Genomic DNA, 24,918 nt, shown 5'->3' with positions numbered 1-24,918 from the left:
ATGTCCTATGTACCGTTAGAGGCTGCGAGCTGCTTTTTCCCAACAATAACGCTTAGCTTTTTGACACGGGGCAAGCCTTCGTATTGGTTCTCGAAGAAATCGTAGTTATAGTTAATGATGAATCGCGAATCTTCCTTGGCAAGAGTGCTTTGTTGCTCAAATATAATATCCGAACCTCCATCAGTGGCTTTGCCAAGCACCGCATTAATCGTTAAATCGCCCTTCGAGAAGAAACCTCCCCGCAGCCAGAAGATTGAACCGACCCCATACAACTCCGCATCTTCATCGGTATAAAAGAAAGCATCGAGAATATTGGGATTAGATTGGTCTTTCGGGTCATACGTGCCGTATGTATTGTTGAAGGAATCAACCTTATTAACCAATACCGGTCCTTTCGAGATCATGATCAACTGTTTGCGTTCCCCTTTGTCGGTTTTAATTCCTTTGATTTGCGCGTCTTCAATGGTTGTACTTCCGAGCGTAAATATAGTTGAATCGACTTGAACGCTGTCGCTGATAAAGACATTGCCGGTCACCAGAATATTGGCTTTAACCACCAGAGGATCGCTGGAATAATTCGAAATCGTCAGATTCCCGTTTACGATCAGCCATTTATGGTTGTCCTTCTTGGCCGTATCCGTATAGATCAAGCTTTTGTAATCCAAGCCATCCAGCTTCAAGTCTCCATTAAATAGAACCGTGTTTGATAGGGAATTGAATTGAACAAAATAGGCTTCATAGTCCGCTAAGGCTTTATTGTAAGTATCCATCGCTGCCGTATCATCCAAATCCGTAGGCAGAGTTGGCTTTTCGGGAGGACCTGAGGTCACCGTTATGCCGCTGCCATTCTTCAAAACAGCCGCCAGGTTATTGAACCGGCCCGTTTCTCCGCTATGCGCCAATGCATAATCGACAGCCGCTTTAATACTATTGCGGTCGGTGATATTTGTTGCTTCCTGCGCTTTATCAATAAAGGATTCCGCTACGTTAATCGAAATAAATTTTTTCTGGTCGCGCAGCTGGATTTTGTTATCATCCACTCCAAGAATCTGCTGTAGCGTCAGATTTGTTCTGGAGTACGGCTGATATTTCCCCGTAATTTTGTCCAACACTTTAATGGAGTCCATATTTTGAATATAGATATTGCCATCAAAAAACGGATATTTCGTATCCTTTGTTTTATCTGGGTCATTGTTATAAACGTATTTCGCGGTGTTATCGATAAGAAAATCATGACCCGCATAAATATTGCCCATCCCGTAAGCAGCACCGTTAATAATGACATCGTTCTCCGAACCAAAGGCGTAATTCAGGAAATCCGGATAAGCGCCAATCGTAATCTGCTGGGTAAGCCGTCTTGTTACGCCGTGAACCACCGCTTCTGCCGTCAGGTTGAGCTTATAGCTGGTCTGATCGCCAACGCTTACCTGCTCCGTTGTTACATCCGTAATTTTTCCGTTGGCTCCCGGCAGGTCGGTACTTGTCTCGAGCCGTTGCAGCTCATCAATACCGGACTGCATCAGCTGAGAGAGTTCTTCCGGCGCGATGTCTTCCCTGCCGTTATATTTCGTGACAAGATAAGAAGCAGCTTCATTTAACGTTTTCTCTGCCAGATGAAGGCTTTGCACATCATTTTCACGTGTCTCTGCCCGTGTTGCCCCGCCTAGTGTCGAACTGACGACAGCCGTTCCCAGTATGGTCAGCAGCAGGATCATAAACAGAACCAATACCAGAGCGTAACCTCGCTCTTTCTCGCTTCCCATACACCCTTCCCCCTAAAACCCGAATTTACTTTCCAGAGTCAGCTGCTGATTACGCCCGTTATGATTCTGCTCAAGCACCAGCCGGATTTCAATGAGACCGCTGCTGCATTCCGTTACATTCGTCTTGCATTTAAGCTCAATGGATGAGGCATCAGATGAAGATGGATCCGTCTGACTCGGCATATCCACATCCGATCCGGTATCCACCGTTCTGCTGCCGATATGAAGCTGTTTATCCCGGATAAAAATCTGCTGTTCTTCCCTGGTTCCTACATCGCGTACCAGCGTAATGCCGTCTGCATTCGTCGAAATCAGATCCGGCCCGTAAGCATACAGCTCCGTAATAATAGAGGACATCAGGAGATCCGCATCATCCCGCAAAGCATTCTCCGTTTCGATCCGGTTATAGGTATTCATGCCAAAGGTAACGACGGAAAAAATAATTCCCGCGGCGATCGACAGCAACGTCATGGCCGCTATCAGCTCCACTAGCGTCAGTCCGCGCTCTTCGCTCCGCCACTTCTTAACGAACTCTCTCACTGGCGATATATCCCTCCACTTCCGCCGCATTACGTGCGCTAGCTGATCCGTTAGCCTTCTCTACCCGCACCAGAACGGGCAGCAGCTCCTCTGCCATGTTTTTCTTGTCCACATCGTGAAGCATCCCGTTATGCATATCTCTCTGATAGATTACGGAAATGGTATACTGCACACCGTTAATATTGGGATTCAGAATCTGCTGCAAGACAGCCGAATCTTCGGACAGCTGGCTCACTGGGGCATCGCATCCGGTTAATGGACAGTTGATAGCCGTGTTTGAGGTATTCGAGAAGTAAGTCTGGATGGGTTCAAAGCGCTGCTTCTCCATATAAAACAACGTATTGCGGGCCAGATTGACCATAACCGTCTTGCTCTGATTGCCTTTCGCATAGGTAAGTGCATTCGTGAAGAAGGAAGTCAGCACCAGGCTTACAACGGATAAAATAACTAGGGCAGCCAGTACTTCAACCAAGGTTAAACCGGATTCCTTATTGCCGTTCCGAATCCATTTCATATCATCAGCACCTACGATCTACCTACTTTTTTCTGAGGATAAAACTATTTCCATTTTACTATAATCTAGCTTTTTTTACCATGAAGAGTGATACTAATTTCATAGATCCAAGGTAAATGAATTAAGCCTAAAGAACTATACGTAAACGAAACAAAAAAGAGCAACGATGCCGCGCAGCATCATTGCTCTTCTATATCGCTGTCTTTATTTTACGATCGCAATCGCAAGACCGTCATACCCCGGGAGAACGGTGCTCATAAGGCGTTCGTCGCTTGCAATTTGCTGATTAAAGCTGCGGACGGCTTTTACGGACGGACCTTCCTTGGCCGAATCCGTCGTGCGGCCCCGCAGCAGAATGTTATCGCCGATTATGACCGCACCCGGATTGGAGAGCGCAATGGCATGCTCCAGATAAACCGGGTAACCTTCCTTGTCGGCATCAATAAAGAAGAAATCGAATGTTCTTCCTTCTTCCTGCAGCTTCACGAGGCTTTCCCGGGCATCCCCGATTATATATTCAACGGCATCGCCAAGACCCGCTTCCGTCATATGCACCTTGGCTGCTTCCGCGTATTCCGCCTTGAGCTCTAATGAAGTAAGCAATCCTCCATCGGCTAGACCCCGGGCAATGCAGATCCCGCTGTATCCGCCAAGCGCTCCAATCTCAAGCGCCTTCTTCGCCCCATTCATCTTGGCGAGCATCGTCAGAAGCCTGCCGTATCCGTCAGCAATCGATATATCGGGCATGCCGCGGTCGGCAATCCCTTTTTTTGTACGGACAAGGTCCTGATCTTCGCCATATAGCCCGTCAACATATTGTTCGTCTGTCAATTTACTCTCAACCTCTCTATTTTTACAATTTGTAAAACCTACCCTCTTTGTCCTATACTTGATTGTATGATTTTGACCGTGTGGATACAACTTATGTTTTCACAGGTAAGGGGAGAATTGTAATCATGACAACGATTAATCTGATCGCTACCGCACCGATGGGACTGGAAGCGGTCGTTGCGCGCGAGCTGAAAAATCTCGGCTACACAGACCTTCAGGTGGAGAACGGCCGTGTCCGTTTCACCGGGCAGCCGATCGATATTTGCCGCACAAACCTGTGGCTCCGCTCCGCGGGACGCATTCTCGTAAATATGGGCGAATTCAAAGCAGCAACCTTCGAAGAGCTTTTCGAAGGAACAAAAGCACTGGATTGGCCGGAATGGATTCCGGAAGACGGGGAGTTTCCCGTTAACGGCCGTTCGCAGAAGTCGCAGCTGACCAGCGTTCCTGCCTGCCAAAGTATCGTCAAGAAAGCCGTAGTCGAGAAAATGAAGGACCGCTACGGCACCGAATGGTTCCACGAGGACGGCGGCCGTTATGTTATTGAAGTGACGCTTATGAACGATATGGCGATGCTGACGCTTGATACAACGGGAGCAGGTCTCCACCAGCGCGGCTACCGCAAAGTATCGACCGAAGCGCCAATCCGCGAAACGATGGCTGCAGCCCTTGTTGACCTCAGCCGCTGGACCCCTGAGCGTCCGCTGTATGATCCGTTCTGCGGCTCCGGCACGATTCTCGTGGAGGCTGCCATGATGGCCTGGAATATCGCCCCCGGCCTTCGCCGTTCGTTTGACGCGGAAGGCTGGCCGCTTGTCCCTCACGAGCTGTGGGATGAAGCGCGTGAAGAAGCTTTTGACGCCGTGAAGGATGATATCCCTCTGCAAATCGCAGGCTCCGACATTGATCCTTATGCCATAGAAATTGCGGAAGCCGCGGTTAAAAAGGCAGGTTTTGGCAAAGAAATTAAGTTAAAGGTTATGCCGGTGGCAAAGATCAAGCCTGAAGGCGATTATGGCGTCATTATTACGAACCCTCCATATGGCGAACGCTTAGGCGACGACAAGGATGCGGAAATGGCATTGATGCAATTCGGACGTTCCGCGCTTTATTTGCCGACATGGTCTTTCTTTGCCATCAGCCCGTCTGCAAGCGTCGAGCATTATTTCGGCAAGCCAGCGGATAAGAAGCGCAAGCTGTTTAACGGCCGCATCCAATGCAATTACTACCAGTTCTTCGGCCCGCTGCCTCCCCGGAAATAAGAGAAAGGATTTTTACGTTTATGTTAAGTTATACCGAAAAACCGAACGCCGTACGCCGCTTGATGCGATTCTCGCTGGAATGGATGAATCGCATTAAAGGCGTCGACGTTATCCTATTTTTTATCGTCATGTTGTTAAAGCAGCTGTGGTTCAACAAGTTAATCCATGTTCCGAATATGGATATGGACGGCTATGATACCGTTGTTGCCATCGGCACGCTGGCTCTAGTCACCTTCTGGACGTTCTGGCTGCCGACCCGCGGCCGTATTATTGCCCTGATTGCGCTGAATTTGCTGTTATCGTTTATCATGTACGCAGACTTAATCTACTACCGTTACTTCCAGGACTTTATCTCTGTACCCGTGCTTCTGCAGGCGAATCAAGTAGATTCGCTTGGCGAGAGCATCGGGACGTTAATGCATGCGAAAGACTTTTTGCTTGGAGTAGATTGGCTGCTGATCATTCCGTTTGGAGTCTATGTGATCTGGAAAGGCCGTTCGGATCTCCGCAGAGATTCCCATGGCTATGGATACGGCTATTCTTCCCAGCGGAAAACGCCGTTTTGGCGTAAAGCCGTTATTCGAATAGCCGTTAGCGCCGCGATTTTCGCAATCGGGATGTCGATGTCGATCGGCAATGTTAACGAAGCGAAAAAAACATGGGCGCTTGGTCTGTTCGACGGCAACTGGTGGAACGTCTCGCTGTATAATGTCACCGGTATCGTTGGTTTCCACGGTTATGATGTCTACCGGTATGCGAAGCTGCATTGGATCGACTCCGAGCAAGCTTCAGCCGAAGAAACGGCGGAGGCGATGGCGTGGACGGAAGCCCGCGGCGATAAGCGCCAATCGCTTGAATCGGATCCTACGTTTGGCGAATACAAAGGCAGCAATGTCATCGTGGTACAGATGGAAGCCTTCCAGAACTTTATGATCGGCAAATCGGTCGGAGGCCAGGAAATTACGCCGAATCTGAATAAGCTGGTGAAGGAAAGCGCGTATTTCAGCCAGTTCTACCACCAGACGGCCCAAGGCCGGACTTCGGACGCCGATTTCTTAAGCAACTGCTCGCTGCAGCCAATGATGAGCGGCTCCGTCTTTATCCAGTATCCGAATCATCAGTACAACTGCATGACAAGTACTCTTAAGGACAACGGTTATGCAACCGCCGCATTCCATGCTTACGAAGGCGGCTTCTGGAACCGGAACACGATGTACGCCAATATGGGCTACGATACGTTCTATAGCAAAAAGAATTACGAAATGGACGAGCCGGTAGGCTGGTCGTTAGGCGACAATTCGTTCTTCCGGCAGTCCGTGGATCTTATGGCGAAGGAGCAGCAGCCGTTCTATTCATTCCTGATTACGTTATCCAGCCATTACCCGTTCACGATGCCGGAATCGGAACGGAAGCTGAATGTCGGCGAACTGGACGGCACGATTATGGGCGACTATTTGCAGGCCGTTCATTACGTGGACGCATCCATTGGCACCTTCATCGACCGGCTCAAGGCTGAAGGGCTTTGGAACAATACGATCGTTGCCTTCTATGGCGACCATGACAATTCGATCCGGGATTGGAGCTTGTTCGAGACCTTCCTTGGACAGCCGCTGAACGACCTGCAGCGGGAAATGATTCTGAAGCAGGTACCGTTTATCGTCCATTTGCCTGACGGCAAATACGCCGGCACGCATGCGAACGTAGGCGGACAGCTTGATGTGACGCCAACGATCCTGCATTTGCTTGGCATCTCGACGGCTGACATGACGCTGCTTGGCCAGCCGCTCCTGACAAGCCAGCCGCAAAGCAAGCTGGTCGTGCAAAGGAACGGCGCCTTCACCGATGGCACCGTCTACTACATGCCTTCCGGCGATGCCGTTGCCGAGAATGGAAAGTGCTGGAACATCGCCGCGAATAAGCTTGGCGATGTGCAGAAATGCCTCGGTGCGGTCGAAGACGCGCGCACCGAGCTGTCCATGTCCGATCAAATCGTGCAGCATGATTTGATCGCATCCTTCCGCGCAGCCGCCGTAGAGGCAAGCGCGGACGGCGGCGCGGCAACCGCCGTGAATACAAGCGGCGCGGGCAAGTAACGCCGCTCACGCAGTAAAAAGGCTGTCCCCTCAGGTCGATCGACCATGAGGGGACAGCCTTTTTTTATCCCTTATTCCTTCGCGTGCGCCTTCAGCCAATCCAGCACCTCGTCGATGGTTTTCACCGGCACGATGTTTAGCGCCGGCGCCGCCTCCTTCGCTTCCTCAAGCGATGCGGCGGGCACGAAGAACACTTCGGCATCGGTGCGGCTGACGGCATAGGCCTTCTGCGGGATGCCGCCAACAAGGCCAATCGAGCCGTCCGGCTCGATGGTGCCGGTGCCGGCTACACGTACGCCATGCGTTACTCCGCCCGGTGTCAGCTGATCAATAAGCGCAAGCGTCAGCATGGCGCCATGCGAAGGTCCGCCGATATGCGCAATGTAATGATGGTAAGCAATCTGGCGCGGGATATCCGCATGCCAGTCATTTTCTGCTCCGATGCCAAATACGGCGCGTCTCGGCAAGTCTCCCGACGCCTCCGCTTCACCCGTCGGAACCTGAACTTTAATCGTCTCTTTGCCCCGCAGGAGCGTTACTTCAACAGGATCGCCCGGTTTAACCTGGTTCGCCATATAATCCGTCAGCTCGGTCATATTGCGGATCGTCTTGCCGTTTAACGCGATAATGACATCGCCCGCCTTAATCAAGGACTTGGACGGAGCGTTATCCGCAACGGCAAGCACGCGGGCGCCGGTGAGCTCAATCCCCTTGCCAATCCCCGCTTTGCCCATTGCGATAGCTCCCGCGACGTCATCTGCACCTTGCTTCATCTGCACAACTTCCGTGTAAGACTCGGTTAACGGCGGTTCATTCTTGCTCCTCTTCTCAAAGCTGTACATCGGCAGAAGCTTGGCATACAGCCAATCCGCAGGCACGGCAATTCGTTCAAAGACAAGCACGCCGCTGATGCTGCCTGCCGGCTTGCCTCCGTCTACATGCGCGTACCGGTTCATGCCCATCGTTAGACCCGGATAGGTGACATTATAAGACGTAGGAAAAGCCAAGCAGGCAAATAGCGCAGCCATCAGGACAAGCCCCATCAGGCTCCGCCAAGGCCATCTAAGCCTATCGCCTCTGCCCGCAAGCCTTCGGTATACGGTATCGCTCCAGATTAGATCAATAAACAGCAGAATCAGACCAATCGCGAGTACGCCAAGGCCGATCAAGAGATCATCCGGTTTTACGAGCAAGAATACAACTCCCACCACACTTACCGCAAGAAGCAGCGTGCGGACGGTAAGCAGGAGCCATCTTCTTTTTCTGCCGCTTAATCTGCCCTGCTCCGTCCATAACCGCCTGATCCCGATCAGTGCCCCGATCCCCCATAACAATGGGATAACGGCAAGGCCATACAGCAGATCGTCAATCATATCGATCCAGAGCATGCCGGAGGAGGTCTGCAGCGGCGCGGGCAGCCAGATCAGCTCTGCGGCGAGGATAAAGAGCATGACCGCAATGATTCCGGCCAAATAATAACGAGCATGACGAGCCATCTGTATGTACCTTCCCCCTCAATTGATAAAAAGACCCAACATCTGATGTTGAGTCTTTTCAAATCCAATCGTATCTATTCCTGCTCTTAGTGGTCGCCGCTGTTGCCTTTGGACGGGTTCGTTACCGCAAAGCCTTCTTCCGGCACGTAGAAGTAATCAACACGTACGCCGTCGAGGAATTCGTTGTCCTTCTCCAGGATAACGTCGATCTCTTTATCCGTCGATACGACAACGTCCTTCTCGTTAGGCTCGTCAATCGCCATGCCGTAATGCGCATGGTCGCCATGAGAATGCGTTACGTATACGCGAAGCTTCTTGCCTTCGTTCTCAGGCTTGTCCAATTCCAATTTCAGTACTTTCGCAGCGTTGCGCGTAATTTTGACATTCATTCTATTCCACTCCTAAAAAGAATTGTGAATTCGTAAGCATATACCAACCCAATGGTTAACATTACCTGATCCTATTATACTTCTTCTCCATTCTCCGGGCAAACCATTCGGCTAGCAGCATCGTCACCGCGATATCGTCAATCGGGACAAAAGGAAGCGCGTCGGGCAGCACCCAATATAGAATAACCGGCACAAGAAATAATAATTTATCGGTAAGGGCCACTTCTCTGGAGATTATCAGCTTATAGATCCGGACAAATGTGCTCTTCCAATGCCGGAGCGAGAACCATTTGCGCATGAGGCACACCACCTTCATCAGCTTTTGCCGATCATTATAGCACAGGTGTGCCCCGGAATCATCTTTATGTCCGTCAGCGGTGCAGCCGCAGAAATTCCGTCAACAAAGGGCCGATCTTCGAGTAAATGCCGTTAAACGCTCCGGGAGGCAGCGGATTCACGCCATTACCCGCTTCAACCGTAAAGCCCGGCCTGCGAAATCGTTGAATGAACCAGTCCTTATACCCGGCATCGCTGCCCGTAAGCTTTACCGGCTTGTAGCCGCTTGCCTCGCCAAGACGGTCCGCAAGGCCTTCAGCGTGCTCCGGCTCGTATTCCCGGTAATTCCAATAGATCTCCTCGCCTTGCGTATGTAAAGCAAGCACGGAGTCGAATTGCAGCGATTGCGTTAGACGGGCAAGTGCCTGAGCCTCGGGCTCGCTTAACGGAAACGGACCCGGAAAATCGCGTGGACCCGGCCCTTCCATTCCTCTGCGAAGCCTTTCCTCTTCCCAGTGGGCAGGAAACTGGTCATTCAGGTCCACGCCGCGTATATTCGCTTTCCATTGATCGAACTGCTCGGAGCCTTTATTCCACAGCAATAACTGCTGCCGGAACGGATTCGCCTCGTCAATGCCTTCGAGCGCAAGCTGAACGCCGTCGGGATTCACCATCGGAACGATCCATACTTCCGACTCCCGGTACAGCTGACAAGCCTGTTCCCCGAACAGTGAACCATTCTGCGCGCATGCCACGGCCCATTCTTCAACGAACCGCATGAGCAGCGGAGTGGTAATCCATTCATTCGCATGGAAGGAACCGTTCATATGGATACGCCGCGTGCCTTCCCCGCATTTGAGCGCCACAATGGGTCTGCCAAGCACGCTATGCCCTATGACGTATCCCCGGACAAAAGGATAAGTACGCATCAATCTGTCGCAATCCGCCACCGTGTCCCGGTACCCGTATTGCCCGTTTACGAGCTCTTCCATGCCGCTACTCCCCCTTGTTATCGAACATTGGCTGTAACCTTTTATCATGCTATTCATGCGAATTGCAGCACATGCCAACGCCGGGGCTTATAATCCGCGCATATCAAATATCGTCATGTCGCTTGCGTACTCCTATATAGAACGGGTATTGCCGCTGCAATAAGGATCATTCCCATAAAAGCAGGAGCGGCGTGGCCAAACATCACATAGATTTGACCTCCAACGATTGGGCCGATCATTCTTGCTAATGCCTGAATGGATTGGCTGCCGCCTTGAATCCTTCCTTGTTCGCTGGAATCGGCTGATTTGGAGAGCATTCCGTTGAAGGAAGGGCCAAAGATCGAATCGCCAAACCCGAATATAAACATGCCGGCGATAAGCAGTGGATAAAAGGAGAACACGGCCGATGCAGCAATAAAACTGTAGCCGATCATCTCCGAGACCATTCCGAGAATGGCGATCTGTTTATCATGGAGCCTTTTCAAAAGCCTGGGCATGATGAAGCCTTGCGACAGGATGTCCTGGATCCCCATTATGGAAAACATGAGTCCGATTACGGCAGGCTTCCAGTTGAAAGCATCCATTGTGAATTGCGAGAAGACGGCTTGCAAGGATCCGCTCGGAATCCAAAGCAAGAACGCGGAGACAAGCAGCCTTTTTAAGGTTTTCATGGAAAGCAGGTTTGCAAGCTGCATGAATGGATTCAGCCTGACGAAGGTAATCTGCTTCAATCGATGATGTTTGTTGAGACTCTCCGGCATAAACAGGTATCCGTACACCACGTTCCACAACGTAATTGCGGCTCCGAAATACAGGGGGGCGGAATAACCAAGCTTGGCAATCAACCCGCCTAGAGCAGGGCCAATAACGGTTCCGACGCCAACAACGGCGCTCACCCATCCGAAATATTTGGTTCTCTGCTCCGGAGGGATGATGTCAGCAAAATAGGCGAAGATCGTGCCGATGCTCCCGCCCGTTATTCCTTCTATGATGCGTCCGGCAAAGAGTATCCACAGGGCTCCTCCCAAGCCAAATACGAAATAACCGATTGCGGAACCGAGCAGACAGATTAAGAGCAGCGGACGGCGTCCGTATTTGTCGCTCAAAGCGCCTAGCGCGGGGGCCGCAAAAAACACGCAGACGGCATAAACGGAAGTTAGAAGCGTAACAAAGATCGCTTGTTCACTCGGATTGCTAGTATAAGGTTGCACTAAAAATGGGACAACAGGCGTTATAATACTAAACCCTAGCCCGCAAAGAAATACAGAGATAAGGCCAAATATCAAGGCGTGCTTGTCAACGGTTGGTTCTGAGTTTGGTTCATGCTGCGATTTCTGTATATTCACTTGAATTCTCCTTGATCATTATTTCTTCCTAGGAAGCAAAAACATCGTAACGCGATTTTGCTTCCTTGTCAACAAAATTGATTGTAATAAAAAAACAGCCCTTGCTCAATAGAGCTGGGCTGCGTGCGTATCGCGTTCCTCATTATTCATTTTCCGACTTCATATCCAAGCCTTGTTTCTTTATCTCCGCATCCAAATGATTGCTATACTTTTCTACGAACCTGAGAACTCCTTCGAATTGTTCTTCGGTGATCTGATCGAATACGGCTTTATCCCGTTCTTGAAACTCTTTATGAAGATCATAGTGGATTTTATCAATGGCTTTCCCTTGCTCCGTAAGCCTGAAATAGATTTCTTTCTTATTTTCCGGCTTCTGATAGCTTTGGATTAAGCCCTTATGAATGAGCTTCTTCGTCATTTTGCTTATAGCGCCGCTTGTCATATAAAAGGATTCCGCAAGTTTTGTGACGTTGGAATCCGCGTTCCTTCCTATATATTCGATGCAATGCACTTCAGAAGACTTATACCCCTTAAGACTGACTTCCATCTTCGTTTTATTTAGCCAAACCAGCTTGTTATATAAGTCCCTGAAACCCGTTATGACCTGGTCTTCCTTGTTCATGGCTTGTCCTCCCATCCCCGCTAGAGTAATTATGTATAAATGAAATTGTTAAAGGCTGCCCTTATCGCTTTCGCCTTGGAACGCGAATCAGGACAGCCGTTATTTGTTATCCGATCTGAGGCACCTGCCATACGACAGGAGTCAGCTCAATTTGCTCCCCAAGCCATTGCTGGGCAATCGACTTAAACATTTGCGGTTCCCCGCTGCAGAAAAATTGATGGACCGGCAAGATTTCTCCGCGAGACAGCATCCCTTGATCCTGCAGGATATCGCTTACTTCTCGCGCAGTCTCGTCGGCCGAGCTGATCAGGTTAATGTCGGGACCAACAACCTCCTGAATAACATCAGCGAGAAACGGATAGTGGGTGCAGCCCAGAATCAAGCTGTCCATCGGGAATTTGCGAAGGTGGCCTATCGAGCTGCGGATGGTTTCATAGGTTTGTAAAGAACGGAAATTTCCCTTCTCTACAAGCGGAACAAAAAGAGGGCAAGCCTCGCTAATGACATGCACATCAGGAGAAATTTCGAGTAGAGCATGCTCGTAAGCGCCGCTTTTTATCGTACCTTCCGTGCCGATTACTCCGATACAGCCCGTAATCGTCCGGCCAAGCGCCGCTCTTGCTCCTGGCTTAATGACGCCAACCACGGGGATATCCACGATTGCGCGTATTTCTTCCAAAGCAAATGCGGTTGCGGTGTTGCAAGCTATAACAATCATTTTAGGACGAAATTGAATTAAATAATCTACGATTTCACGCGTAAAACGAGTCACAATCTTCGGGTCGCGAGGACCGTAAGGAGCTCTGGCGGTATCGCCAAAATAAACGATTTTTTCACGCGGCAGCTGGCGCATGACCTCTCTGGCAACGGTAAGGCCGCCTACGCCTGAGTCTAGTATCGCAATCGGTTGCTGCACAAACACACCGCTTTCTTGAACTTTTGATGTAAAAGAGACCTTGAAGCTTCAATACTATATGAAACGAGGCACAAAAATGTACCTCCATCATCTTATCTCAATTCCATATAAGGTTCAAGGAAATCGCAGGGGATGTCGCGGGTGATTGCAGCAACCGATTCCGGTACGTCCGGGGACTTAATTAGTTGATGGTTTGAAGCTCTTTTGCGTCTTCGAAAATTTCTTCCGCGGCATCTTCAAAACTATCCGTTGCTTCATCCGTTACTTCCTCTACCGATTCTGCCAGCTCGGCGCGGCGTTGTTTCACGCTGGATACAGCGGCTCCCGCTGCCGCTCTTGCCGTATCAGCCAGCTCAGTCGCCTGATTGCCGATTTGCTTCGCGATTCTAACCGTTGTATCGGATACTTGACCTGCCGCCCTAACGGTATTCTCCTGAACTCTTCTTGCGCCTTCCGAGATGTCATGACGCAGCTCCTTGCCCGCTTTAGGCGCGAACAATAATGCCGTCACCGAACCAATGATACCTCCTGCGATTGCGCCAAACAGAAACCCTTTTGTTTGTTTACTTGATGCCATGAAAAATCGCTCCCTTCAAATTAGAGCTATTCGCCCTGCCCGTTGTTGGAGGGTTCATAACGTTTACGGTTAGTCTGCCATTGCTGCCAGAAAGCCATACCAAGCTCCATCCATTCAAGCATGGAACTCGCCTGCCGCTCTGCCGCCGCACTCTCCGCATGTTTGACTGCGGATTGCGAAACAACGCTGGACACGCGATGAATCGCCGTTGTCGTATGTCCGATCGTATCCCCGATCTGTCCGACCGCTTCAAACAGCCGGTTCGCCTGCTGCAGTTGAAGATGCGCGGTGTTGACCGTCTGCTGGGCCGTATCCGCAAAAGCTCCCATTTTACCGGAAGTCTGCCGGATATCCGCCTGCATCGCCTCCGCCTGAAGCTGCAGCTGCGACAGCCTGGTAAGCGCAGTACGAACGCCGATCAAGAGGCCCGCAGCAAGAATTACAAATGTGATGGCAGCAATCAGCGCACTCCATTCCATAACCGTCATGACCATTCCCTCCTTTTGCTTTAAGCGGGCGAATGCCCATTTCGTATTGCCATTATAAGCAGCATGGGCTTGACCTGACACAAAGAAGGACAATAAAAAAAGCTAACGGTCCGTTAAGAACCGTTAGCCAGATGTTTAATTCCGATGGTATAGCTGCATCTTCCCCCGCCTTTGGCAAGGCATTCCGTCCGCTCCACCTTCGTCTGGAGCAAGGACTCGAACAAGGAAAGCTCGCAGCTGCAAGCCTGCTCGTATTTACCCGCGACTTGCGCAATCGGACAGTTATATTCATGGAGAACGTATTGACCGTTATCCTTATCTTCTACCTTAGCCATGTAGCCGCCGGCATTCTGAATCGCTTCCAGCTCCGTTACTTTCTCCGACAGGCTTTTGCCGGTCATCCTTGGTTCGTACCGGTCCAGCAGCTTCTGCTGGCGTCCCTCGAACATGCGGGTAATTAGCCCTGCCGTCTCGGGGTCTTCCGCCAGTTCCTCAAGCAAATCAAGCGCAAGAAGATTATAATTTTTCGGGAAGCGGTCATCGGCAAGCCTCGTCAGCTCGTAAGCGTGTACCGGCCGCCCCATCCCCTGCTTAACGGAGACGATGCCGATGCTGCCCTCACGCTCGAGTGCGTACATATGCCGCCTTACTGCCATTTCGGTTATTCCAAGCTCTCCAGACAACTGTCCCGCACTTAATCGGCCGTTTGTCTTCAGCAAGAACAATATCCGGCCCCGTGTTGTTCCTTCCACGCTGCGGGATTCCGTTTCCATCGCGCGTTGCTTCTCCAGCATCAACCCATCACCACCTTTGCAGGCATTGTTAGGGTCATTGTAACGTATTTCAATCTTTTCGTAAATCGGATTCGCCTTGCAGCTCGCGCTCCAAATACTGCTGTACAGACTCGCCGAACAAACGAAGCTGCTCCGGAATATCCCTCGTCAGGGCATGCAGCTCGGCTCTAGGCCAGCTGTAATAATCCTGAACAAGCGGTTTGCGGAGCTTGACCAGCTCGATAAGCAGAGGCTGCATCGCTTCCGGGAAAGCGCCCGCTTCTCCGGTAATTTCCACAATATCCTCGTAACTGCTGGCATCCCTTAAAATAAAACCGTCAATCAGGTAACTGCCGACATCCGTAACGGTCTCAATCGCGAGGTGTAAAGCCCGCTCCTGTGCCAGACCTTCAAGCAGCGTACCCTGCCAGCTTGCAGCCAATGCTTCAAGCGCCGTTGCGATATCCGGAATAGCCTTTAATCTAACTGCAATTTGTTCTTTATTTACATAATACATGTCTTTATTCGCCCGCTTTCAGCCTTGCTTTCTTCTTTTTTCCTTTTTTCTTTAACCATGCCACCATCACAACGCTGCTGATGAGGATCACGATCAAATAAGTCATAATCTCAAAGACGTCTCCCATGAACGGTTCGCGCTCCCCTGTCCAATTAGCTTACGAAGTCAACGGCAACAGCAGCTTCGCGAACTTCGTTAATATGCTCGATGACCTTTTGATGTACGGGATGAACCTGATACGCTTCAAGCGCTTCCATCGACTCGAATCTCGTGATCAGAGCAATGTCGTAAGAGCGTGCCGAATGGATAACGTCAAGTCCAACTTCGATCGATTTCAGCTCGTCGATTTTGCCTTCCATATCCCGCAATACTTGAGCCGTGCGTTCTACATTTTCACTGCTTCCGTCCTTCAGCTTGAACAATACGATATGCGTAATCATAAATGGTCATGCTCCCTTCAACTTGTCGAATGACAAATATCCTTTTGTCACATAATAACCCAAGCAGTCGCATTACGGCAACATTAGCCTGAGAAAGGATCGGTACGTTATGCGCTATCCCGTTATGTTTGTGGCTACCTTCATAGGTCTTGCCCTATGTGTTTATAATTCAACCGGTTACGACCCGCATAATTTCGTGTTTTTCATGTTTAGCCCTCCGGCATGGATCGTGGACATGTTCGTCGACATCCATAAAGTAAACGTTCTTCTTATGTATGTACTCACCGTCGCAACATGGGCTCTTCTTGGGTTTATTGCCGACAGATTGATTGAACGCGGCAGAAGCCGCGACCGCGATAGAGCATAAATACAAATCGAAAGAGGAGCCCTGAGGCTCCTCTTTCCTTATCATTATGCCGCGTCTACAATAAGCTTTGCTTTCATATCCGCATGACCTGCGCCGCATGGGACGGAGCAATGCATTACGTATTCGCCTGGCTTGTCAAATTCCAGGTTTGTCTCGAGATTATCGCCTTCGAGATCAACGTTCAGATCTTCAATCTTCAAACCATGGATACCGCTTTTATTTTGCAGCTTAAGGATAACTTTGTCGCCAACCTTCACATGGTATTCCTCTTGACCGTAAGTAAAGTCGCTGTTCGCTTCAACTTTAACGAGTACCGTACCTTCAGGAAGTGAAGCAGATTCGTCTACCGGTTTGGCTGGGAGGCCGAATGTCAGCAAGTATACCCCGAGAAGAGATGCCGCTGATAATAGTACGAACATGATCCATTTGTGCATTGCTACGTGCTCCCCTTTGCGATCTTATTGTCTTAGTGTTTAATTCTTATATTACATAAGATCGTCCGAAGTTCTCAACATTAAACTGCAGAATCAGGAAAAGTTTTTTCCCGAATATGACAAAATAATGAACTTTTTGTGACTTTAACTTTTAAAGTATTGCTTAATTGCCTGCTCCGATTCTGCTTTCAAATAGCTCCAAGGCAGATAACAGCGCTCTGTGCTGCCGCGGCATATGTAGATCGTCTCCAGACCATCCTTCAACCTGCGCTCCTCCATCAGCTTGATGCCGGCCTTCCTGAACTGCATGCGCAGCGCGGCCTGCTCCAGCAATACCCGATCCTGTATGCCGCGGAGCAGCGATTCATACAGCCTCGGAAGCTTAATGGCGCCTGTCCCCATTACTCTTATATCATGATCCAATACAAGCATCACGATTCCAAGCAGGATATAGCGCTGCACAAGCGTTGTTTCGTCCTCTGCCGAATAGGCCGGAGCCTCGCGCTCGCGCACCTGTACATCAGCGTACCGGATAGCCATTTGCTATCGCCCCCTATTAATCGAACACCTGTTCTCATTATAGCGAACACCACTTGTACAACGCAACCCTAATGTTACTTCTCTTTATCCTTCAGCACTTCAATTATTTTGCGTATGCGGTCGGGAAGCGGAAGACCAATCCGGCCGTAGTTTTCTATAATAGAAATGATCTCATTCGCTATATAGAAATAGATAGCTGCCCCCATGGTTATATTATCCAGCTCAAGCAAAATATCAATCCGATGCGCAAGAAGAATGACGAGCAGCATCATTCCTTTGCGTGCCAGCCCCCAGGCACCGAAGAAGCTGTTCAAACCTCTCCCTTCCTTAATTGATGCGGTTAAGCCTGACACGTAATCAATGCCCATGGCAACTACCAATAGAGTTAATGATTCCATCCATCCGCCGAATGCAAACGTAATCACAGAGCCGATAATCCCGCTAACCGAGCACACCATGACTAACTGCATCTCTCGTCACCCCTTTCTGCAAGTAATCTATCTATTTTATGCAGAAAAAATAAGGGTTGCTTGTTCGAATGGTGCACATTCTATCAAACGGGCTATTTGGCATTATAGCGGTCAAGCGCCGCCTTCTGTATCGCGATCGCCCGGTCAATATTCAGCGCTTTGAGCTGGGCGACATAATCATCGAACGAATCGAGAGGATCAATTCCCAGAATAATGCGCAAGGACATTTCATCCACGAGTGTCGTGGCATCCTGCATAATGGCGGAGAACTCCGCGCTTTCCCTCTCGGTCTTCTGTACCGGCGGCAGCATATACTCCTCCGCGTCGGTATCCGCCCATATATTCACCGCCTCCTTCTGCTCCGGAAGCATATAATACTGCTCCATGTAAGCTACGTCTTGAACGAACGGGCCAAAATAACTCGCTCTGCTGTACATGGCAATCGCTTGGGACGGAGCAAGCTTGTCCGGGTTATGGAGGATTAGATCCGTATATGTCGGATTACCGCCTTGCATCGTATAGCTGACGCCTTCTAATCCGAAGTTGAAGAGCAAATGCCCCTCATCTCCATAGCCGTAATCAAGCATCCGAACCGCCTCTTCGGCATGGCTGCTTTTCGTAGATATCGCGACACCGCCGCTGCTCATATAAGGATTCACTCTTTGTCCGAACATCGGCCGATCCCCTTGATGAAGGACCGGATACGGCGCGGCTACGAATTCTGCGCCAGGATCCTTCTCCTTCACCAGCGGCAGCCACGTCCCGATCCCGGATCCAGCATTCCATATGCTCGCGCCGCTTCTTCCGTTCAGCATGCTGGAATCGATCGTTCTTGTATCCACGGTTGCAATGTTGCGGTCAATCAGCCCTTCCGCATACCATTCGTGAAACAAGGCCAGGAACTGCTTGTATCCCGGCTCGATCGGACCAAACTTGACCTGCCCGCCATTCAGGTAGAACCCTTTCTTCACGCCAAATGCCCCGACAAAAGCGCCATTTTCCACGCCAAACAGTGGACTAGGCGTACTAAGGAACGTAAGCGGCGCCTGTACGCCTTTTTTCTCCTTGAATGCCATCAGCACCGTATGCCAATCGTCAATCGTCACCGGAACCGACAAGCCCAGCTCCTCCAGCCAGTCCTTGCGGATAATCGGACCCTGGTATGTCCGCAGGCGAGAATCCCCCTGAATGAAGGGGAACACGTAATAGCTGCCGTCTGCCGTCTTGATCTGCTTGTCAATGTCCGGATGCTCGCTTAAGTACCGCTTCAAATTCGGGGCGTATTTATCAATCAGATCATTCAGCCTCAGGATATAGCCGTCTTTTATCGCTTTCTCCGGCCCGCCGGGGAAGGTCGCCCACTCATATTCGATCATATCCGGCAGCTCGCCCGATGCCAGCATAACATTCAAAGCCTGCTTCGCCTGGTTGGCGGGAGGCTGAATGAACCTCAGATTCACGCCCGTACGCTTCTGCCATTCCTGGAAAAAGGGGACGTCCTGAAACCGCGGCTTGACACTTGCGGCATTGCCGTTTAATTCCGCCCAATAAGTCAATGTCTCGCCTGAAGCCGGCGATTGCTTGTCCTCCTTCTCCTCGGCCGTTGCATTTTGTCCGTTATTGCCCGTTTGCTTGCAGCCGGCAAGACTGCTTAGCGAAAAGGCGATGATCAGGAGGAGGGTAATTATGCGAAAGTTCTTCATTCTGATATCCCCCTAGTTCATTTCCTTATATTTTCCAGGTGTTATGCCTTCGTACTTCTTGAATACCCGGATAAACGTTGCGGCATCGTTATAACCAACCGCCTTGGATACCTCATTGACGGATTCCTGAAGCTCCGTCATCCGCCGCTTAGCCTCTGCAATCCGGTATTTATGCAAATAGTCCAGCAGCCCCTCACCTGTCTGCGTCTTAAACAGCTTGGATAAATAGCTGCCCTTCAAATCGAAATGCTCGCCTATCGTATTGACGTTCATATTTGAATCGCCGTAATTTTCCCCAATGTATCCGGCCACGCGGGCCGACAAATCGCGGATGGACTCGGCACGCTCATGCGTCATATTGGATTCGAGCCTTGTAGATGCGAAAGCGCATACATCCCTTAACAAAGCATGAAGCTCCTGCCGCATCTCCTGAACCGTGTCGCAAGCCATAATGCTGTTCATCCAATTCGGATTATCGTTCAGGACGCTGCCCTTGCCGTCGCCAAGCTCGTTAATGGCCTTCACCATCGTCCCGACCAGATTAAACATAAAGCATTTGGCGAGCGTCAGATTCATCATCGGCTGCCTGAAGTTGCGTTCCGTGATCTCATTCATAAAAGCGGAAGCCTGTTCAAAATCGCCGCTCTTGATCAGATTAATCAATTGCTGCTCCGCCTGAAGCGGATAGTAATAACCGAACTGAACGGCATCGGAAGGCGTCTTGCGGATATCGTCATAGGCTATGATGCCTTTTTTGCCAAGCACCATTTTGTATTCCATCGCATCTACCGCTTCGCTGTAAGCGGCTGCAATGCCCGGCAAGGCGCTGTGCTTGCCGCTGATCGCCACCGTAAGATCCATATCGTAACGCTTCAGGAAGCGCTGCGCTTCCGTCGCGATCTCATGCAGATCCTTCTTGTATTGCTCTTCATCCCCGCTGCCGCAGGACAAATTCACGAGACAGACCATCATGTCGTCCATTTCCGCCACGTAGCCCGCATGATCGTAACGCCCCGCAAGCTCCTCCACGACATTGCTGATAATGAATTGAAGGAATCTTCTCCGTTCATTGTCATCAATGCCCGGCAGCTTCTCGTAAAGGCTTTCATCATTTTCGATAACAAATAAAATAACCGCGTAATCGTCCGAGATTTGCTCCATGCGGTACGTCTTGAAGGCTTCCTCGTAAGGAATTGGCGAATCCAGACGCCCCTTCAGCAGCCTGCTGAGCATATTCGACCGCAGCACGTTGTGATGCATCTGGAGCTGCATGGCGATGTTGTCCTTCTCGCTTCTCGTCCGGCTGACCGCCCGCTGAATGAAATTCAGCTCATTCCATTCCGTATGCTCTTCTTCGTTATTTTTGTCGGTTAACGACTCTACAAGCTTCTGAATCGGGGAATAGTTGCGGCGCATAAAGAACCAGGTAAGCACGCCTGCTCCCATAACGCTGATCAGAACGCTCACCAGCGTCAGCTTCCGGACATATTCAGCCTTCTGCCAATAAATGCTGCTAGGGATCACCAGCGCGTACTTCAGATCCGATACGGACGATTGCAGGTAAAAGATTTCCGAATCTCCCGATTTCATCGAGGTCGGCATTTCTTCACCGCCGCTCCTCACCTTCTGCAGGATTACCTCTTCGCCCTGCTTCTTCGGCAGATTGGACAGCAGCACCTCGTTATTCCGGTTCAGAATAAGAACGTACCCTCCGCTGAAGCCGGAGATGCTCTTGATGGCATTCTGGAATCTGGCTAAATCCGACATGACCACTACCGTGCCGGCTTGCCTGCCGTTCAGATCTTTAGGCAAATGAGTAATATAAGCGATAGAAGACTGCGTAGCCCCCGCATCCATAAGCGGCAGCAGCGTAAACTGGTTATGCTCCGAGGTCTCAACGGCAGCCAGCCAATCTTCATAACTCATCCGGCCGGTGTCGTGAAGAGTGGCAAAGGCCGTCTTCATATCGCGGACATTGCCGGATCGCAGCACCGCATGCTCCCGCTCCCAGGTGACGTAAAATTCATCTATCGAGGCATAAGAGGTCTGATAGGTTTGAAATTCCTTCACGAGCTGATAAGCGTCGAATTGCGCATCCGCTTCCGTTCTGCTCGAATACATCAAGGTCTGAAGCCTTGCATTCCAGGTCAGCTCCATGGTCAGGCGCTTCATCTGGTCCACCTGATTATCGATAGTATAGCCAACCTGCTTGAGCAGCGAATCATTGGCACGGTGAATCTCGCTTCGAAGCGCCGCGCTCGATTGCGAATATACGATTAAGCTGATTAGTATCGGTACGAATAATACCGCGCAATAGGAAATCAGCCAGGTTACGATAATGCTCTTCCGTTTCTGCCATATGGATCGAATATTCAAACCAAGATCTCCTCGCCTGTGCGTAAATGTTAGGATTGCTCATGTTGTTTGCCAGCTTTAGATCCCTATTATACGCATACAAAAGGCGCCAGAGGAAGTTGCAATATGTGCAAAACGATTGACGATAGCTCTACTGAAGCCCGAAAACCGCACAAATAGCCCGTTGGAATAATCCAATCGGGCTATCTGTGCGGTTAGCGATAATCAGTATTAGAACATGCGCTGCTTCCAGCCGTTCAGCTTCGCAATCGCCTCAACGAAGAAATAATCTCCGTAAATGAGAGACACGTCCACATTTTGCCCAGCCGGTTTATGGCCGGTGCCATGCTTCAGAATCGCTTCATGCGAAGGTTCGGACCATGTGCCGTAATTCGAAGAAAGCGACTCCAGAATCCGCTCTGCCGCTTCGCGGTAGATACGGCCTTCCTTCTCGGTCAGCAGAGCTGCCAATTCGATCAGTCCCGAAGCGGCAATCGCTCCGGCCGACGTATCGCGAGGCTCTTCCTCCATCTGCTCCGACGCGCGGAAATCCCAATGCGGAACATGATCCTCCGGCAGATTCGCGATAAAATAATGAGCAACGCGCTGAGCCGCGCGCAAATATTCGATTTTGCCGGTATAACGGTAGGTATTCGCCATTCCGTACAAAGCCCAGGAAGCGCCGCGGCTCCAGCCGGAATTAGGCGCTGCCCCTTGCCCGCCGCGCACTTGATCGAATTCGCCCGTCTCCGGATCGAAGCAGACGATATGGTTCACCGAGCCGTCCTCGCGGATAAAATAGTTCAACACTGTATCCGCGTGCGCGCTGGCAATATGCGCAAAGCGCGAATCGCCGCTCTCGGCCGATGCCCAGTATAAAAGCGACAGATTCATGCAGGTATCGATTATAGACCAGCCATGCATGTCGCCATTCCAGGCGCGGAGGAACCGGCCGTTCGGATTAAAGCGTCCCGCCATAAAGTTCGCGGCGAACAAGCCGCGGCGCTGCGCGTCTTTGTCACCGGTGATCCGGTATTTCGCAACCGCCGTCGGCAGGAAGTGGAAGCCTACGTCATGGTCGAAGGAGTTGGGCTGAAGCAGTTGCGCTTCCAGCCGCTCATCCCAATTCCAGGCTGCCGCCTTATATTTCTCGTCGCCGGTCGCTTCGTTCATCAGCCACAGGATACCCGGCCAGAAGCCCGAAGTCCACCAGTCGATTCTTTGATCATCGTAAATGCCGTCTGCTTTGGCTACATGCGGGGATTTCTCCCCGATTTGAACGATCATGCGGCCTACCTTCTCTTCAAGATTCTTCCAGATGCGCGAAAGATCCAACTTGCTTTGAGCCGAACTTGCTTGCATGTTCCCTGCCTCCCGGATTATTCTCTTGGACTATGAAATAAATCAGCCTTTAACCGAGCCTACCATAACGCCTTTGACGAAAAAGCGCTGTACAAACGGATAGACGCATAGAATCGGAACCGTAGCTACCATAATGGTCGCGTATTTAATCGTTTCGCCAATCTGGAACCGATCACCTGCCGAAGCGCCCGATGCCATGCTGTCCGTCGAGTTCGCAATCAGAATTTCGCGCAGCACCAGCTGCAGCGGAAACAACTCGCGGCTTCGGATAAAGATCGATGCGTAGAACCAGCCGTTCCATTTGTCTACCGCGTAATACAGAATCATAACCGCGATAACCGGCATCGAGAGAGGAATGATAATCCGGAACAAAATCGTAAAGTGGTTGGCTCCATCGATTTTGGCCGATTCCTCAAGCGCCTCCGGAATCCCTTTAAACGCGGTACGCATAATGATCAGGTTAAACGTGCTGATCGCAAACGGAACAATCGTTGCCCACAACGTGTTCAAGAGGCCTACGCCTTTTACAACGAGATAGAGCGGAATCAGACCGCCGCTGAAAAACATCGTTAACAGAATCATGCCCATGAACAAATTGTTCCACATGACATCCCTGCGGGATAAGACATACGCCCCCAGCGCGGTCATAATCAGGTTGAGAACCGTACCGCATACCAGAATAAACAGCGTATTTTTGTAACCGGTCGTAATGCCCGGATTTTTGAACACGCTCGTATACGCATCAAAGCTTAATCCAAGCGGATGCCACAAGATGCCTTTATTAGCTACAAGCTGCCCCGCGTCGCTGAAGGAAGCGAACAAAACATAGAGCAGCGGATATAACGTCGACACGATGAGGAGGATCAGGACGGCGTATATAACGACATCGAACACTCTCTCGGATAAAGTCGCCTTCATTTGCACTCTTTCTCACCTCACCATAAGCTGCTTTTATTAACCTTGCGGCTGATATAATTGGCGGTTACTAGCAAGGCAAGGTTAACTACGGAGTTGAACAATCCGACTGCCGAGCTGTAGCTCCATCCAAATTCCAATAAACCTTTCCGGTAGACGAAGGACGAGATGACATCCGCCGTATTGTAAGTAACCGGATTGTACAACAGAATAATTTTCTCAAAGCCAACATTCAGCATATTGCCCATCCGGAGGATGAACATGATCGTAATCGTCGGCAGGATGCCCGGAAGCGTTATAAAGAATATCTGCTTTATCCGGCTTGCGCCGTCTATTCTTGCCGCTTCGTACTGCTCCTGGTCGATACTCATCAGCGCCGCGATGTAAATAATCGATTCCCAGCCGATCCGCTGCCAGATCTCCGACAAAATGTAAATCGGACGGAACAGCTCCGGCTTCTGCAGCATCGCTTGACCGTCATACCCAATCAGCATAAACAATCTATTGATAATGCCGTCAGCGTTCGTAAAGTCCGTAATGATCCCGCAAATGACTACGAGAGAGATGAAGTAAGGCATATACGTAATCGTTTGGGCTACCCGTTTGAATGTCTTGTTGCGAACCTCGTTAATAAGCAGCGCCAATATAATCGGTGCGGGGAACTCGAAGATTAACGAATACAAGCTGATGACAAGCGTATTCTTAAGGATCCTTGTAAAGTAATAGCTGCCAAAGAAATCATGGAAGTGCTTGAGGCCAACCCAATCGCTGTGCAGGATGCCTTTCATCGGAGAGTATTCCTTGAAGGCAATTAACGCCCCGTACATGGGAATATAATGAAAAATAAGGTAATACGCGATGACGGGAAGCATCATCAGATAAAGCAGTTTATTTAGCTTAAAATCGCGTATAAAGCGGTTTTTCCCCACATGCCTCA

28 protein-coding genes are annotated in these 24,918 nt (G+C 50.3%); 3 read left to right on the top strand and 25 right to left on the bottom strand.

Going from position 1 to position 24,918, the window contains the following annotated elements:
• Positions 1–5: 5 nt before the first annotated feature.
• The 4 genes from PJDR2_RS10705 to PJDR2_RS10690 all read right to left on the bottom strand — a co-directional run bounded on the left by PJDR2_RS10705 (position 6) and on the right by PJDR2_RS10690 (position 3,648).
• Positions 6–1,763, bottom strand: a complete 1,758-nt coding sequence (locus tag PJDR2_RS10705) for a hypothetical protein (protein ID WP_015843698.1) — start codon at positions 1,761–1,763, stop codon at positions 6–8.
• A gap of 12 nt (positions 1,764–1,775) precedes the next feature.
• Positions 1,776–2,303, bottom strand: coding sequence for a PulJ/GspJ family protein (locus PJDR2_RS10700; RefSeq protein WP_015843697.1), 528 nt, complete (start codon positions 2,301–2,303; stop codon positions 1,776–1,778).
• Positions 2,287–2,817: a type IV pilus modification PilV family protein gene (locus tag PJDR2_RS10695; protein ID WP_015843696.1), complete on the bottom strand. Its 531-nt coding sequence runs from the start codon at positions 2,815–2,817 to the stop codon at positions 2,287–2,289. The genes PJDR2_RS10700 and PJDR2_RS10695 overlap by 17 nt, the downstream gene beginning before the upstream one ends.
• Before the next feature lie 204 nt (positions 2,818–3,021).
• A complete protein-coding gene (locus PJDR2_RS10690) occupies positions 3,022–3,648 on the bottom strand; it encodes an O-methyltransferase (protein WP_015843695.1) in 627 nt (208 codons plus the stop codon).
• A gap of 125 nt (positions 3,649–3,773) precedes the next feature.
• Here PJDR2_RS10690 and PJDR2_RS10685 point away from each other — a divergent pair, with 125 nt between their 5' ends.
• Both PJDR2_RS10685 and PJDR2_RS10680 read left to right on the top strand, forming a co-directional pair.
• Complete coding sequence (locus PJDR2_RS10685) at positions 3,774–4,910, top strand: THUMP domain-containing class I SAM-dependent RNA methyltransferase (protein WP_015843694.1); 1,137 nt, start codon at positions 3,774–3,776, stop codon at positions 4,908–4,910.
• A 20-nt stretch (positions 4,911–4,930) separates the two neighbouring features.
• Positions 4,931–7,003, top strand: coding sequence for an LTA synthase family protein (locus PJDR2_RS10680; protein WP_015843693.1), 2,073 nt, complete (start codon positions 4,931–4,933; stop codon positions 7,001–7,003).
• Positions 7,004–7,074: 71 nt separating this feature from the next.
• Here PJDR2_RS10680 and PJDR2_RS10675 read toward each other — a convergent pair whose 3' ends face one another.
• The 13 genes from PJDR2_RS10675 to PJDR2_RS10620 all read right to left on the bottom strand — a co-directional run bounded on the left by PJDR2_RS10675 (position 7,075) and on the right by PJDR2_RS10620 (position 15,835).
• On the bottom strand, positions 7,075–8,499 hold the full coding sequence (locus PJDR2_RS10675) for a PDZ domain-containing protein (RefSeq protein ID WP_041613407.1): 1,425 nt from the start codon (positions 8,497–8,499) through the stop codon (positions 7,075–7,077).
• 86 nt (positions 8,500–8,585) lie between these two features.
• Complete coding sequence (locus tag PJDR2_RS10670; protein ID WP_015843691.1) at positions 8,586–8,888, bottom strand: heme biosynthesis protein HemY; 303 nt, start codon at positions 8,886–8,888, stop codon at positions 8,586–8,588.
• Positions 8,889–8,949: 61 nt separating this feature from the next.
• Positions 8,950–9,186, bottom strand: coding sequence for a hypothetical protein (locus PJDR2_RS10665; RefSeq protein ID WP_015843690.1), 237 nt, complete (start codon positions 9,184–9,186; stop codon positions 8,950–8,952).
• 73 nt (positions 9,187–9,259) lie between these two features.
• On the bottom strand, positions 9,260–10,156 hold the full coding sequence (locus PJDR2_RS10660; protein ID WP_015843689.1) for a M14 family metallocarboxypeptidase: 897 nt from the start codon (positions 10,154–10,156) through the stop codon (positions 9,260–9,262).
• Between the two features lie 113 nt (positions 10,157–10,269).
• A complete protein-coding gene (locus tag PJDR2_RS10655; protein WP_015843688.1) occupies positions 10,270–11,502 on the bottom strand; it encodes an MFS transporter in 1,233 nt (410 codons plus the stop codon).
• A 142-nt stretch (positions 11,503–11,644) separates the two neighbouring features.
• Entirely contained in the window at positions 11,645–12,124 is a 480-nt protein-coding gene (locus PJDR2_RS10650) for a MarR family transcriptional regulator (protein ID WP_015843687.1), read from the bottom strand.
• A gap of 106 nt (positions 12,125–12,230) precedes the next feature.
• Complete coding sequence (gene racE, locus PJDR2_RS10645) at positions 12,231–13,040, bottom strand: glutamate racemase (protein ID WP_041613406.1); 810 nt, start codon at positions 13,038–13,040, stop codon at positions 12,231–12,233.
• Positions 13,041–13,221: 181 nt separating this feature from the next.
• Positions 13,222–13,617, bottom strand: a complete 396-nt coding sequence (locus tag PJDR2_RS10640; RefSeq protein ID WP_015843685.1) for a YtxH domain-containing protein — start codon at positions 13,615–13,617, stop codon at positions 13,222–13,224.
• 26 nt (positions 13,618–13,643) lie between these two features.
• Positions 13,644–14,105, bottom strand: coding sequence for a DUF948 domain-containing protein (locus PJDR2_RS10635; protein WP_015843684.1), 462 nt, complete (start codon positions 14,103–14,105; stop codon positions 13,644–13,646).
• A 113-nt stretch (positions 14,106–14,218) separates the two neighbouring features.
• On the bottom strand, positions 14,219–14,899 hold the full coding sequence (locus tag PJDR2_RS10630; protein WP_015843683.1) for a helix-turn-helix transcriptional regulator: 681 nt from the start codon (positions 14,897–14,899) through the stop codon (positions 14,219–14,221).
• A 49-nt stretch (positions 14,900–14,948) separates the two neighbouring features.
• Positions 14,949–15,395, bottom strand: a complete 447-nt coding sequence (locus PJDR2_RS10625; protein ID WP_015843682.1) for a DUF86 domain-containing protein — start codon at positions 15,393–15,395, stop codon at positions 14,949–14,951.
• Positions 15,396–15,399: 4 nt separating this feature from the next.
• Positions 15,400–15,522, bottom strand: a complete 123-nt coding sequence (locus tag PJDR2_RS33480; RefSeq protein ID WP_015843681.1) for a hypothetical protein — start codon at positions 15,520–15,522, stop codon at positions 15,400–15,402.
• 25 nt (positions 15,523–15,547) lie between these two features.
• A complete protein-coding gene (locus PJDR2_RS10620) occupies positions 15,548–15,835 on the bottom strand; it encodes a Dabb family protein (protein WP_015843680.1) in 288 nt (95 codons plus the stop codon).
• Between the two features lie 109 nt (positions 15,836–15,944).
• Between PJDR2_RS10620 and PJDR2_RS10615 the strand changes: the two genes are divergently transcribed.
• Positions 15,945–16,202, top strand: coding sequence for a hypothetical protein (locus PJDR2_RS10615; protein ID WP_015843679.1), 258 nt, complete (start codon positions 15,945–15,947; stop codon positions 16,200–16,202).
• A 44-nt stretch (positions 16,203–16,246) separates the two neighbouring features.
• On the opposite strand, the gene PJDR2_RS10610 is transcribed toward PJDR2_RS10615, so the two are convergent.
• From PJDR2_RS10610 to PJDR2_RS10575, 8 genes are all read right to left on the bottom strand, one after another.
• A complete protein-coding gene (locus PJDR2_RS10610; protein ID WP_015843678.1) occupies positions 16,247–16,636 on the bottom strand; it encodes a cytochrome c oxidase subunit II in 390 nt (129 codons plus the stop codon).
• A gap of 144 nt (positions 16,637–16,780) precedes the next feature.
• Positions 16,781–17,176 carry a hypothetical protein gene (locus PJDR2_RS10605; RefSeq protein WP_015843677.1) on the bottom strand — a complete coding sequence of 132 codons (396 nt, stop codon included), beginning with the start codon at positions 17,174–17,176 and terminating at the stop codon, positions 16,781–16,783.
• A 74-nt stretch (positions 17,177–17,250) separates the two neighbouring features.
• Positions 17,251–17,646, bottom strand: coding sequence for a phage holin family protein (locus PJDR2_RS10600; protein ID WP_015843676.1), 396 nt, complete (start codon positions 17,644–17,646; stop codon positions 17,251–17,253).
• Positions 17,647–17,738: 92 nt separating this feature from the next.
• A complete protein-coding gene (locus PJDR2_RS10595; RefSeq protein ID WP_015843675.1) occupies positions 17,739–19,349 on the bottom strand; it encodes an extracellular solute-binding protein in 1,611 nt (536 codons plus the stop codon).
• Positions 19,350–19,361: 12 nt separating this feature from the next.
• A complete protein-coding gene (locus tag PJDR2_RS10590; protein ID WP_015843674.1) occupies positions 19,362–21,725 on the bottom strand; it encodes a helix-turn-helix domain-containing protein in 2,364 nt (787 codons plus the stop codon).
• A gap of 210 nt (positions 21,726–21,935) precedes the next feature.
• Positions 21,936–23,066, bottom strand: a complete 1,131-nt coding sequence (locus PJDR2_RS10585; RefSeq protein WP_015843673.1) for a glycoside hydrolase family 88 protein — start codon at positions 23,064–23,066, stop codon at positions 21,936–21,938.
• A 42-nt stretch (positions 23,067–23,108) separates the two neighbouring features.
• Positions 23,109–23,990: a carbohydrate ABC transporter permease gene (locus PJDR2_RS10580; RefSeq protein WP_015843672.1), complete on the bottom strand. Its 882-nt coding sequence runs from the start codon at positions 23,988–23,990 to the stop codon at positions 23,109–23,111.
• Between the two features lie 11 nt (positions 23,991–24,001).
• Positions 24,002–24,856, bottom strand: a complete 855-nt coding sequence (locus tag PJDR2_RS10575; protein WP_083778255.1) for an ABC transporter permease — start codon at positions 24,854–24,856, stop codon at positions 24,002–24,004.
• Between the last annotated feature and the right edge of the window lie 62 nt (positions 24,857–24,918).

It is taken from the genome of Paenibacillus sp. JDR-2 (genome assembly GCF_000023585.1).
Classification (GTDB): Bacteria; Bacillota; Bacilli; order Paenibacillales; family Paenibacillaceae; genus Pristimantibacillus.
Note: the sequence above shows the minus strand (reverse complement) of the source record. Positions and strands in the feature narration are given on the sequence as shown.